Genomic DNA, 12,464 nt, shown 5'->3' on the forward strand with positions numbered 1-12,464 from the left:
TTCCTCTAGAAATTTTTGGTGAGTAGTTTGATTAATCTATCAGCACTAAAAATTACAAATCCAAAAAAGTTAGGCACAAAGTATGTGTTTAGCTTTTTTTATCATTCTCCTTACGTAATTTAATACTGCTAAATAAAACTTAAGTGGGTATAATATAGATAGCGAATACGATAGGAGGATGTTAAAGTGAAGTTATGGAAAAATGGACTTTTTTTTACAATGGAAAAAGAAGACGAAACGGTTTCTGCAGTCCTTACTGATGGTGAAACCATTTTGGGTGTAGGCGAAGAAGAGGAATTGAAAAAAAAGTATGGCAATAAAATAAACGTGGAAATTGATTTAAATGGAGAAATGATATTTCCGGGGTTTGTAGATAGCCATTTGCATTTACTGTGGTATGGAATGAGTTTGTCTCGCTTAAATTTAAATCAAGTTAAAAGTAAAAAAACAAGTTTGGAACAAATTCGAAAAAAAGTTGAGCAACTAAATCTAGATGAATGGCTTTTTGTTGAGGGGTACAATGAAAATGAATGGGAAGACGATCCAACTCCTCTTACGAAAATGGACTTGGATGCTATTTCAACATCCCATCCCTTATTGGTTCGCAGAATCGATTACCATAATGTTGTGATCAACACACCGTTAATTAATAAGCTACAACTCAAAGATGGTCAGACATATGATGGTGGCGGCGAAATTCAATTAGATAAAGAAGGAAAATTAACCGGGATTTTAAAAGATGAAGCTACGAATTTGGCTATAAATGCTTTTCCTGAGACGACTCCTTTAGAACAAGAAGAATACTTATCTTTAGCAATCGAAGATTTATGGTCAAAAGGAATAACCGGAGGGCATTCGGAGGACCTACATTACTTTAACGGCTTCCAAGGAACCTTAAAGACGTTTCATACGGTTATTGAAGAAAAAAGAAAAGCTTTTCGAGTTCATCTCTTAATTCATCATGAGGAATTAAATGTCTACAATCAGTCAAATGAAATGTATCTGGATGGAAATCCTTATATAGAACTAGGTGCAATGAAAATATTTTATGATGGAACAGTAGGATCTCGAACAGCTCTAATGAGCTACCCGTATCCTGGGACCACTGATTATGGGCTACAAGTTCAAACAGATGAAGTTTTTATAGCCCTTATCAAAGCTGCACGTAAAGCTAAACTTCCAGTAGCTATCCATATTTTAGGAGATAAAGCATTTGAGAAAGTAATTGAAACGTTACGTCAATTTCCACCGCTGCCTGGACAACTTGATCGAATGATTCATACACCTTGGTTGAACACTGAATTACTAAAGAAAGCTAAAAACTTACCTTTGGTTTTTGATTTACAGCCGCAATTTATGAGTAGTGATCTTCCGTGGGCGCTAGATGTTTTGGGTAAAAATCATCCGCCTTTAGCCTTCGCATGGAAGACTATAAAAGATACAGGGTTTCCAATTGCAGGAGGTAGTGACGCTCCAGTTGAAATACCCAATCCATTTTTTGGTATACACGCAGCTGTTACTAGAATGAAAAAAGATGGGAAAGATAAAAAACGTTATTTTCCGGAAGAAGAGCTTTCTGTATTTGAAGCTTTATCGCTTTACACAACTGGGAGTGCTATTGCAGGGTATAAAGAGGATACTAGAGGGAAAATAAAACCTGGTTATATCAGTGACTTTACAATTTTAAAACAAAATCCTTTTTTAATAGAAAAAGATAGTTTGAAAGACCTAGTCGTTTCGAAAACAGTTGTAGGTGGAAATGTCGTTTTTTCGATAAACGATTATGCATAGGAAGTTTAGAAAGAAAGAAGACAAAAGTAAATAAGACTCTTCGTCAAATGGTGTTGATAGAAGTAAATAACATTTCTTCTGGAATAGACGGATTTGCTTGTGGAGAGCCATTGAATTCAATGCAAGCTACAAGTAAACCCTATTCCTCCAGAAGTTTCGTGCCATTAATTTAACTAAGCTATCAATACTAAAAAGTATAGAGCCGGAGATATCCGTCTTCTTTTTTTGTTCAATATAATTGTGATTAACATCACAATTATATTGAGTTAATCATTGAAAGATGATATGATAATGAAGAAATTTAAAGGACAGGAGGCAGGATAAGTGGAGATAACGACTAAAATACATCAAATTCCAAATGCAACAGCTCAAAGGTTACCTATCTATTATCGTTCATTAAAAAAATTGAACGAAACAGGAGTAGAGCGCATAAAATCAAAAGAATTGAGTCAACTGACACAAATTCCTTCAGCGACGATTCGTCGAGATTTTTCTCATTTTGGTGAATTAGGAAGGAGCGGATACGGGTATGAGGTTGTTTATGTAACTGAAGTATTTCGTGAGTTATTAAATGTGAATAATATCATTAATGTAGTGCTTATAGGAGTGGGGAATTTAGGGAAAGCTATTTTAACTAATAATTTCAAGAAAGAAAAAAACATTACGATCAAGTGTGCTTTTGACAGTCAATCGCCTTATTTAGGAAAAGAAATATCAGGTGTACCAATTTTTCCTATGGAAAGAATGAAAGAACTTGTTAGGAAACAACAAATTCAGACAGCTATTTGTGCTGTACCTAGTGAGGTATCACAAGAAGTAGTTGATGATCTAATTGATGCCGGTATCAATTCTATTTTAAATTTTGCTCCTGGAAGAATAAAAGTACCGGATACTATTCAAATGAAATATATCGATTTCTCCAGTGAAATTTTTACAATGGTCTATCAAAACGAAGCACTATATCCTGGAAATCCAATTGAAAAAAATAATTGAAATAAAAAAAATTAGATAAGTTAGAAAACAATAGAATCTGACTATTTGTACGGAAATATTGCTTTAAAAAATGATTATTCGTATACTGTTCTAAGATAAGTCTTAGAATAGGAGTGTTTAATATGGAAATTACTAGAAAAGGTACACCACATAAACTAAGAGGTATTCAAACAAAGGTTGGAGATAAAGCGCCTGAATTTAATATTAAAAACTTAGTGGATGAAACAGTTGGATTAAACGAATTTTCCGGAAAAGTTGTTTTAATCAGTGTCATTCCAGATATTGATACACGAGTATGTGCTTTACAAGCAAAAGAATTCAATAAAATCGCCAGCGAATTAGAGGGTGTGCAATTGATCACTATTTCAAATAACACCAAAGAAGAACAAGCTGAATGGTGTGCTGGAAAAGACATTTCAATGGAAATGTTGCATGATAGTGAATTAAGTTTTGGTAACGCGTATGGTTTAGTAATGGAAGATCTTGATCGATTAGCACGCTCAGTATTTGTTGTTAACCCAAGAGGTGAAATCACGTATCAAGAAATCGTTCCTGAAATGTCTAGTGAACCTGACTATGATAAAGCGATCAAAGCAGCTAGAGCAGCACGTTAATGAAATCCATAAGATGTATTGAAAAATAACTTTTTTAATGCTACTATGTAAAAATAAAAGGCAATGAACAAGAAGAGTAATTTTATTTGCTGACTGATAGAGAAAAGAACGAATGCTGGGAGTTCTTAGTCGTGATAAAATGAAGGTAGCTTGGGAGCTGACAAGGTGAATATACAGTAACTTTGTTCGGAGTAACGATCCGTTAAAATTGGAACTAAGAGGTGTACTTTTGAAATTAGTAAAAGTACGCAATATAGGTGGTACCGCGAGTGAACAGCATTCGTCCTAATAATAATTTATTATTAGGACGGGTGCTTTTTTTGTTTGTATAAATCGTTTAATTAAAATTGTAAAGGAGAGATAGAATGACTGATGAATTGAAAATGTCTACTAAATACCAACCAAATGAAGTAGAAGCTGGTCGTTATGAAAAATGGGTAGAAAAAGGGCTATTTAAGCCAAGTGGAGATAAGACAAAAGAGGCTTACTCTGTCGTTATTCCTCCTCCAAACGTAACAGGGAAATTGCATTTAGGTCATGCATGGGATACAACCTTACAAGATATTATTGTTAGACAAAAAAGAATGCAAGGCTTTGACACTTTATGGTTGCCAGGTATGGATCATGCAGGGATTGCAACCCAAGCAAAAGTAGAAGCTAAATTAGCTGAAAATGGTATTTCACGCTACGATTTAGGACGTGAAAAGTTTATTGATACTGTCTGGGATTGGAAAGAAGAATACGCTAGTGTGATTCGTGAACAATGGGCAAAAGTTGGTATTTCAGTTGACTATAGCCGTGAACGTTTTACATTAGATGACGGATTATCTGAAGCGGTTCGTAAAGTATTTGTAACGATGTACGATAAAAAACTAATTTACCGTGGAGAATATATCATCAACTGGGATCCAAAAGCTAAAACAGCTTTATCAGATATTGAGGTTATTCACCAAGATGTTGAAGGTGCCTTTTATCATATGAGTTATCCTTTAACAGATGGTAGCGGAGTAGTAGAAATTGCGACAACGCGACCTGAGACGATGCTAGGAGACACAGCAATTGCGGTTCATCCAGACGATGAGCGCTACCAACAATTGATCGGTAAGACCGTTCTCTTGCCTTTAATGAATCGTGAAATCCCAATTATAGTAGATGATTATGTTGAAATGGATTTTGGTACAGGTGTTGTGAAAATCACTCCTGCTCATGATCCGAATGACTTTGAAGTTGGGAAACGTCACAATTTGCCACAAATTAATGTGATGAATGATGATGGTTCAATGAATGAATTGGCTGGCAAGTATGAATCGATGGATCGTTTTGAAGCTCGTAAAGCCGTGGTAAAAGATTTAGAAGCTGAAGGACGAATGATCAAAATCGAAAAAGTGGTTCACAGTGTTGGTCATTCAGAACGCACAGGAGTTGTAGTAGAACCAAGGTTATCTACGCAATGGTTTGTAAATATGGCACCACTAGCTAAAGAAGCAATCGAAAGCCAAGGAACAGAAGAGAAAGTTAATTTTGTGCCAGAGCGTTTCGAAAATACCTATATGCGTTGGATGGAAAATGTTCACGATTGGGTAATCTCACGCCAATTGTGGTGGGGTCACCGTATTCCTGCTTGGTACCATAAAACAAGTGGTGAGTTATATGTAGGAATGGAAGCACCTGAAGATAATGAAAATTGGGTACAAGATCCAGATGTTTTGGATACGTGGTTTAGTTCAGCTTTATGGCCGTTTTCTACAATGGGATGGCCCGATGAAGATTCTGAAGATTTCAATCGTTATTTCCCTACCAATACTTTGGTAACAGGATACGACATTATTTTCTTCTGGGTTAGCCGCATGATGTTCCAAAGTTTAGAATTTACTGGAAAACGACCATTTAATAATGTATTGATTCATGGTCTTATCCGTGATACAGATGGCCGTAAAATGAGTAAATCACTAGGCAATGGGATCGATCCTATGGATGTGATTGAAAAGTATGGAGCGGATGCACTGCGTTGGTTCTTGTCTAATGGTTCTGCTCCAGGGCAAGATGTTCGTTTTAGTTATGACAAAATGGATGCTGCATGGAACTTTATCAATAAGATATGGAATGCTAGCCGCTTTGCATTGATGAATATGGAAAACTTTACTGTCGATCAAATTGATTTAATAGGTGAAAAAACAGTTGCTGACCGCTGGATCTTAACCAAATTAAATGAAACCATTGAAAAAGTAACCGACTTATTCGAGCGTTTTGAATTTGGTGAAGCGGGTCGCCACTTGTATCACTTTATTTGGGATGATTTTTGTGACTGGTACATCGAAATGAGTAAGGAAGTATTATTTGGAGAAGATGAAAAAGCAAAACAAACGACTAGAAGTATTTTAGCTTATGTATTGGATCAGACGTTACGTCTGTTACACCCAATCATGCCATTTGTTACTGAAGAGATTTGGGAAAATATTCCTCACGAAGGAGAATCCTTAGTGGTAGCAGAATACCCAGTTGTTCATCCAGAACTTTCTGATGAAGCAGCGACTAAAGGGATGGATGTACTGATGGAATTGATTCGTTCGGTTCGTAATATCCGTTCTGAGGTAAATACACCATTATCTAAAAAAATTGAGATATTGATCAAAACAAACGATCAAACAATCGAACAATTCTTGAAAGATAATACTTCTTATATTGAACGCTTCTGTAATCCTGAAACATTGACAATCTCAAGTGATGTAGAAGCTCCCGAAACAGCTATGTCAGCTGTAATCACAGGTGCTGAAATTTACTTGCCTCTAGCTGGATTGATCAATTTAGAAGAAGAAATCGCTCGTTTAGAAAAAGAATTGGATAAATGGAACAAAGAAGTGAAACGTGTAGAAGGAAAATTAGCGAATAAAAAATTCGTAGATAATGCTCCTGATGCAGTAGTTGAAGCTGAAAAAGCAAAACAAGGCGATTACCTTGAAAAACATGCTGCAGTAAATGAACGTATAAAAGTACTGAAAAATCAACTTTAATCAGTAACCTATTATAAATAAAACGAGTAAAAACTAGGATCGCTCTTAGCTTTTTACTCGTTTTATTGTTCTTTTGAGAAGGAATTATAGTAAAGGATGGAATGAATGGCGATATTTTAATGGTTGAAATGAACAGGGTAGTTTATAATTAACTAGGTATGGAATATAAATAAGTGGAGGTAAGTCATGTTCACTAAGTATGAAGAAGCATTGAACTGGATTCATGCAACAAGAACTTTTGGTGAAAAGCCAGGATTAAAGCGTATGGAATGGATGTTAGGTAAGTTAGGTCATCCAGAAAAAAAATTTAAATCGATTCATATAGCAGGCACCAATGGTAAAGGCTCTACATTGGCTTTCTTGAGGAATATGTTGGAAGCAAATGGACAAATAGTTGGGACGTTCACTTCACCATATATTGAAATGTTTAACGAACGAGTGAGCGTCAATGGTGAACCACTGTCTGATGATGAGATTTTGCGTTTAGCAAATACTGTCTATCCTCTTACAGAAGAATTAAAAAAGATAGACCTAGGCGGACCAAGTGAATTTGAAATTATTACAATGATGATGTTGATTTATTTTGGTGAAGGACATGCAGATGTAGTACTAATTGAAGTGGGGATAGGTGGGTTGTATGATTCGACAAATGTTATTAACCCAGTAGTCTCAGTTATTACAACGATAGGAATGGATCACATGAATTTGCTTGGAGAGACATTGTCTGAGATTGCTTTGAATAAGGCAGGTATTATTAAGACAGCTATTCCTGTTGTAACCGGGAAAATTGGAAAAGAAGCTTTAGAAGTAATCGAACAGAAAGCAGCTGATCAAGATAGCCTTATAATGAAATATAATAAAGATTTTTTTGTTACAAAATGGCAGACCCTTCCTACTTGGGGGGAGCAATTCGTATTTGAAGATGATTTTATGCGACTTAGTCCTATCCAAATAGAAATGTTGGGAAGGCATCAAGTAGAAAATGCAGCAGTAGCAATTGAAGCATTAAGAGTTTACAGTCATGAAACAGGTCTAGCTGTGAATCATGAAAAAATACGAAGTGGTCTAAAAAATACTTTTTGGCCTGGAAGAATGGAAAAAATAAACGATCAACCGCTGCTGATTTTAGATGGTGCTCATAATGAACATGCAATAAAGACATTAGTTGAAACGATTAAAAAAAACTTTGCTCAACAAGAGGTCTCTATCATTATGGCAGCTATGCGGGATAAAGACATTCAGGGGATGGCAGATCAATTGCAATCTATACCGAATTGCCGTTTGATTCTGACGAGTTTCAACTATCCTAGAGCTGCTGGAATCGATGACTTAAACAAACTAATGCTAAAGAACGGAACAGTAATCGAACATTGGCAAGAAGCATTGGTAGAGTCTCTTAATGAAATGGATGAAAATGGTGTAGTGATTGTAACAGGATCTTTGTATTTTGTTTCTGAAGTGAGAGCATACATTAAAGTAGCAAATAAGAAATAAAAATTTGGAGGAGAAATCATGACCAAAATTGAAGCAGTTATTTTTGATATGGATGGACTAATGTTTGATACAGAAGTGCTTTACTATGAAGCAAATCGAACGATTGCTAAAAGGATTGATTTGGCGTATACGTGGGAGTTTCACGAAAAATATATTGGTGTCTCCGATGAAGAATTCCATAAGGAGCTTTATTTAACATTTGAAACAGAAGCAGCTGAGACACTTATTAATGAAGGCGGTCAGGCTTTGCTAGAGCATGTAGAAGTTAACGGGTTGCGCAAGAAAAAAGGACTGATTGAATTACTGGACTATTTAGAAAGTAAAAATATAAAAAAGATAGTTGCTTCTAGCAGTATCAAATCGGTTGTTTCATTATTTTTAGAAAAAGAACAACTCACTTCGTATTTTGATGCCATTATTGGAGGAGATGAAGTAACTCGAGCAAAACCAAGCCCGGAAATTTATGAAAAGGCATGGTTAAAAACGCAGGTTCCAAAAGAGCATACACTTGTTTTAGAGGATTCGCTTAATGGAATTCGAGCAAGTTATGATGCTAACATCCCAGTTATTATGATACCGGATTTAATACTGCCAACGAATGAAGCAAAAGAAAAAACGCTCATGATTTTAGATGATTTAAATCAAGTGAAAACCTTTATTAAACAACAAAATCAATAGGAAAATAAAAAATTGCCTCCTCCCTTTTCGCGGATAATATTAATGTGAAAAAGGAGGATTTTTATGACAATAAAAAGTATGAATCTTATAAAAGAAGTTCCCATTCAATCAAGGCCTAGAGAAAGACTAGAGCAATATGGTGAGAAAGCTCTTGCTAACCACGAATTGCTTGCTATCTTGCTTAGAACAGGAACAAAAGGAACAAATGTTGTTACGTTAGCGTTATCCATGCTCAATCAGTTTGAAGATCTCTATTATTTGAAGACAGCCTCTTGTCAAGAGCTGATGACAGTTGCTGGGATTGGGAGAATCAAAGCAATTGAATTAAAAGCAGCAATTGAATTAGGTCTTCGTATTTCGCAAGCCTCTCAAATCAAAATAGGACAAATTACTTCTAGTACGAAAGCAGGAGAAATGTTGCTTTTAGAAATGCGTGGTCTGCAACAAGAACATCTAGTCGTTCTTTACTTAAATACAAAAAATGAAATTATTAAAAAAGAAACTATTTTTATTGGAGGACTTAATTCTAGTATAAGCAATCCTTTTAGCTATAAATTCCAAACTATGTCTAATTGTTCGCCATTTACAGTGATAGTATCAACAAACGTGTCCATTATTTTTATTTTTGCTAATGTATTTTCTTCTTCCCAATTAAAATCATTTAGATTTTTTAAAGACTCTTGTATAACTTTTTCATCCTTTTTATAATCTATTTCATTTAAAAGTAAGTCTAAGTTAATTTTTTGCACATTTAATTTTTCAATGCGTCCGTTTATTTTTTCAGGTGTTATTGATCCGAATTGAAATAATTCGATTAGTTTTTCTATTTGATTATCAATGGATTTTATTTCTTTTTTTATCGTTGACCTTTTTTCGATATCACCATTTTTTTCTGGAACAGTCAAATCTTTCAAAGTTAGTTTTTTTAATCTTTCAATAACTCGATTTTCTAACTGTTCTACGTTATATCTATTATTATCGCATTTTCTATCTTTAATTAGTTTTGGAGAACTCCAATTTTTAGAGGAACAAGCATATTTAATGTATCGATACTTTTTGCTGCCGGTAACTTGTCTATAGTATTTTGCACCACATTTACCACAATACAACTTACCATTCAATAATCCCTTTTGTTCGTGGCCAGAGTAGTTATAAAGTATTCTGCTATCTCTTATTTTTTGAGCAGCATTGAAAGTTTCTTCATCAACAATTGATTCGTGTTGTCCGTCGTGTATTTCTCCAGCAAAAGTTACTTTACCAATATAGAGCGGGTTAGAGAGTACACCTTTAATTTTAGTTCTTGTAGTTACTTGTTCTGGATATTTGTCGTGCAGTTCCATAACTATTTGACGAACACCTTTCTTTTGGAGATATAGACTATATATTTCTTTTACCACCATAGCTTCAAATTCATTTACTATTAACATATGATCTATATAATCGTATCCAAGTGGCGTAAAATTACCGCCTCCATGATACAAACCCGTTTTCGCTCTCTCTACACGACCCATCGTTAAACGTTCTGTAATCGTATCTCTTTCGAGTTGTGCGAACACAGATAAAATACCAATCATAGCACGTCCGAAAGAAGAGGTAGTGTCGAACGATTCGCTCATTGAAACAAAGTTAACGTTATTTTTTAGAAACACATCTTCAATTAAATAAAGAGTATGCTTTTGAGAACGGGAAAGTCTATCTAATTTATAAACAAGAATAATGTCTAATTTGTTATTTTTAATATCTTCAATCATACTTTGGAGACCTGGTCTGTCTAGTTTTGCACCACTATGTCCAGGATCTATATATTTTGCTACTAAGTTGTAATCTTTTGCTAAAGCAAAGTTAGTTAGCCTTTCTTCTTGTGCTTGTAAAGAGTAACCTTCTTTAACTTGCTCAAATGTGGAAACTCTTAAATAGATACCAGCCCTTAATTTCATTTATTTTTCCTCCAATATATGATAAAATTAAGCAAAGCAAATAGCACCGTATGACAGCGTGGCATTTTGCATAATATTATGGTGAACACCACTTTCGCTTTGGTCGGGGAGAGTGGTGTTCTTTTTTTATATTAATGTAAGTTAATTAATTCTGTTTCAGTTCCAAAAGCGCCAGTAGCAACTTCTAATTGTGTTTTTGTAGAGTTTGCTTGTTCTTCAGAAATATCAAATACAATTTTTCCTTGCATTTCAATATCAGGATTTAAGTTTTCTAAGAAGAAAGAGTTTGTAATTTGTCCATCGTCTCCTTGATTAGCAGACATAGAACCCGCAGCATCTGCTTCAAAACTTTTATCACCTTCTTTTAATTTGAAGAAAGAACTATCAACCATTACAGCTTCGTTTCCGTTATTTTTAACTGTTAAATCCACAATCAAGAAAGTTCCTTTAGCTTCTGTAGGCATGATGCTTGGACCAACTGATTTGCTAACTTCCAATCCATTAACTGTATATTCCATATCTCCAACGGTCACTACATCGCCAACTTTAAATGTTGGTTCTTCTTTAGCTGGAGTTGATTCAGTTGTTTCTTTTGTATCAGCAGCAGTCGTGTCAGATGTAGTTTCTTCTCCGCCTAAACCTCCACCAATAGCAGCTACAACAATAACAGCTAAAACCCAGAACCAAACTTTCTTATAAAAAGGTTTTTTTAATTTACCTTTCACTTCATTACCGTGTTCGTCAAACAATTTCTTCTTCGCCATTTTTCATTCCTCCAATGTATATGTATTTTTTATTACCCCTGCTGATTGGCAACCGGCAGGGATATTTTTTTATTTTTTAAACAAGTCAAATATTGAGAATGTTGTCTTTTTGTAAACTGCATTATAAGCAGCTTTCTTAGGATCTTTAATCCATCCAGAACCTTTTTTACCATAGAAAGGAATGACTGATTTTTTAATTGCTCTTTTAGCCCTGCTAGTAGTTCGAGCTCTAATCAATTTCTTTAAACTTGGTTTACGCATTCCGAACTTCATTTGATCGCTCCTTTTTATGTAATGATTTCATTATAACGCATGTACCAATTATAATGTTACCTTTTATTTAATTTTGCCTTCCCAACCTATACCTAAATTATACTTTTCTAAAACACTCGAATAATTGAATTGTCCTTCACATTCATTTATCAAGTATTTAATCATAAACTTAGTTGCTTCGTTTTCCATTTTAGAACGGTATGATTTATTGCTATATAAAGAAGCTAAATCCTTATGATTAAGAACATGTCCTAATTCATGAAGGATGACCTCTTTTTGTTTTTCCTCATCTAATAGTTGATTAATGAAAATGATATTTAGAGCAGGATCATAATATCCATTGCTCTCAATACTTATCAAAACTAACTCAATGTTATTTAGTTCAAGTAAATCAAAGACGCTATCCATATATTTTCCCTCACTTATCGCTAAATCTTCCTTCAAGATAAGCACGAATTGACTCTCTATCATTTTCAGTCATAGGTTTTCCGTCAAAACTCATCATGCCGTCTAAAACTTTATCTAAATCAGTAGGCAACGTAACTTTAGTATCTTTTCCTCGTAGGTAGTCAACTGAAACATCAAAGTAATCAGCCACTTTTTCTATATTCTCTAATTTTGGAGAAGCAGTATCCCATCTTCTAATTTGTCCATTAGATAAACCTACGTGTCTTTCAACCTCCGCAAAAGTCGTTTTATGACTATCGCACAATATTTTTATTCTGTCTACTATTCCCATGGTTATCACCTTTCAAAGGCTCACGAAAATAAATATTAACTTTTAAGCTATTTTAGTTTGACAAATAACTTTTAAGCTATTATACTATGTTCATAAGCTAGTTTGTTAGCTAATAAGTTATCGACATTTTTTTAACACGTTCCCCAACGTTGTTGTTATGGTCGTTTTGC

The 12,464-nt window shown here is 34.6% G+C and carries 11 protein-coding genes, 1 pseudogene and 1 other annotated feature; of the genes and pseudogenes, 7 read left to right on the forward strand and 5 right to left on the reverse strand.

Annotated elements, in window-relative coordinates; genetic code table 11:
- Positions 1-186 precede the first annotated feature (186 nt).
- The 7 genes from BLT48_RS13030 (at position 187) to BLT48_RS13060 (ending at position 9,289) form a co-directional block, all read left to right on the forward strand.
- Positions 187-1,791: an amidohydrolase gene (locus BLT48_RS13030; RefSeq protein ID WP_089978499.1), complete on the forward strand. Its 1,605-nt coding sequence runs from the start codon at positions 187-189 to the stop codon at positions 1,789-1,791.
- A 324-nt stretch (positions 1,792-2,115) separates the two neighbouring features.
- A complete protein-coding gene (locus BLT48_RS13035; protein WP_089978501.1) occupies positions 2,116-2,784 on the forward strand; it encodes a redox-sensing transcriptional repressor Rex in 669 nt (222 codons plus the stop codon).
- Between the two features lie 122 nt (positions 2,785-2,906).
- Positions 2,907-3,398: a thiol peroxidase gene (gene tpx, locus BLT48_RS13040; RefSeq protein ID WP_035022253.1), complete on the forward strand. Its 492-nt coding sequence runs from the start codon at positions 2,907-2,909 to the stop codon at positions 3,396-3,398.
- 54 nt (positions 3,399-3,452) lie between these two features.
- Positions 3,453-3,689 (forward strand) — a binding site (T-box leader).
- Positions 3,690-3,763: 74 nt separating this feature from the next.
- A complete protein-coding gene (locus tag BLT48_RS13045) occupies positions 3,764-6,409 on the forward strand; it encodes a valine--tRNA ligase (RefSeq protein ID WP_089978503.1) in 2,646 nt (881 codons plus the stop codon).
- Between the two features lie 186 nt (positions 6,410-6,595).
- Positions 6,596-7,903 carry a bifunctional folylpolyglutamate synthase/dihydrofolate synthase gene (locus BLT48_RS13050; protein WP_035022259.1) on the forward strand — a complete coding sequence of 436 codons (1,308 nt, stop codon included), beginning with the start codon at positions 6,596-6,598 and terminating at the stop codon, positions 7,901-7,903.
- 18 nt (positions 7,904-7,921) lie between these two features.
- Entirely contained in the window at positions 7,922-8,581 is a 660-nt protein-coding gene (locus BLT48_RS13055) for an HAD family hydrolase (RefSeq protein ID WP_035022262.1), read from the forward strand.
- Between the two features lie 63 nt (positions 8,582-8,644).
- Positions 8,645-9,289 (forward strand): UPF0758 domain-containing protein, encoded by a 645-nt coding sequence (locus BLT48_RS13060; protein ID WP_226776678.1) that lies wholly within the window; start codon positions 8,645-8,647, stop codon positions 9,287-9,289.
- A gap of 227 nt (positions 9,290-9,516) precedes the next feature.
- Here BLT48_RS13060 and BLT48_RS13065 read toward each other — a convergent pair.
- The 5 genes and pseudogenes from BLT48_RS13065 to BLT48_RS13085 all read right to left on the reverse strand — a co-directional run.
- A pseudogene (locus BLT48_RS13065) lies at positions 9,517-10,518 on the reverse strand (recombinase family protein); the annotation flags it as partial.
- A gap of 131 nt (positions 10,519-10,649) precedes the next feature.
- The gene (locus BLT48_RS13070; RefSeq protein WP_089978508.1) at positions 10,650-11,282 is read right to left on the reverse strand and encodes a DUF4352 domain-containing protein; all 633 of its coding nucleotides are present in this window, start codon (positions 11,280-11,282) and stop codon (positions 10,650-10,652) included.
- Positions 11,283-11,351: 69 nt separating this feature from the next.
- Entirely contained in the window at positions 11,352-11,555 is a 204-nt protein-coding gene (locus tag BLT48_RS13075; RefSeq protein WP_089978510.1) for a hypothetical protein, read from the reverse strand.
- A 63-nt stretch (positions 11,556-11,618) separates the two neighbouring features.
- Positions 11,619-11,963 (reverse strand): ImmA/IrrE family metallo-endopeptidase, encoded by a 345-nt coding sequence (locus BLT48_RS13080; protein WP_089978511.1) that lies wholly within the window; start codon positions 11,961-11,963, stop codon positions 11,619-11,621.
- Positions 11,964-11,973: 10 nt separating this feature from the next.
- Positions 11,974-12,294 (reverse strand): helix-turn-helix domain-containing protein, encoded by a 321-nt coding sequence (locus BLT48_RS13085; RefSeq protein WP_089978513.1) that lies wholly within the window; start codon positions 12,292-12,294, stop codon positions 11,974-11,976.
- Between the last annotated feature and the right edge of the window lie 170 nt (positions 12,295-12,464).

This window comes from Carnobacterium viridans (genome assembly GCF_900102725.1).
Classification (GTDB): domain Bacteria; phylum Bacillota; class Bacilli; order Lactobacillales; family Carnobacteriaceae; genus Carnobacterium_B; species Carnobacterium_B viridans.

Coding starts and splice junctions, on each gene's coding strand:
- tpx (WP_035022253.1), top strand. CDS start 2,907: ATGGAAATTACTAGAAAAGGTACACCACATAAACTAAGAGGTATTCAA.
- BLT48_RS13045 (WP_089978503.1), top strand. CDS start 3,764: ATGACTGATGAATTGAAAATGTCTACTAAATACCAACCAAATGAAGTA.
- BLT48_RS13050 (WP_035022259.1), top strand. CDS start 6,596: ATGTTCACTAAGTATGAAGAAGCATTGAACTGGATTCATGCAACAAGA.
- BLT48_RS13055 (WP_035022262.1), top strand. CDS start 7,922: ATGACCAAAATTGAAGCAGTTATTTTTGATATGGATGGACTAATGTTT.
- BLT48_RS13060 (WP_226776678.1), top strand. CDS start 8,645: ATGACAATAAAAAGTATGAATCTTATAAAAGAAGTTCCCATTCAATCA.
- BLT48_RS13070 (WP_089978508.1), bottom strand. CDS start 11,282: ATGGCGAAGAAGAAATTGTTTGACGAACACGGTAATGAAGTGAAAGGT.
- BLT48_RS13075 (WP_089978510.1), bottom strand. CDS start 11,555: ATGAAGTTCGGAATGCGTAAACCAAGTTTAAAGAAATTGATTAGAGCT.
- BLT48_RS13080 (WP_089978511.1), bottom strand. CDS start 11,963: ATGGATAGCGTCTTTGATTTACTTGAACTAAATAACATTGAGTTAGTT.
- BLT48_RS13085 (WP_089978513.1), bottom strand. CDS start 12,294: ATGGGAATAGTAGACAGAATAAAAATATTGTGCGATAGTCATAAAACG.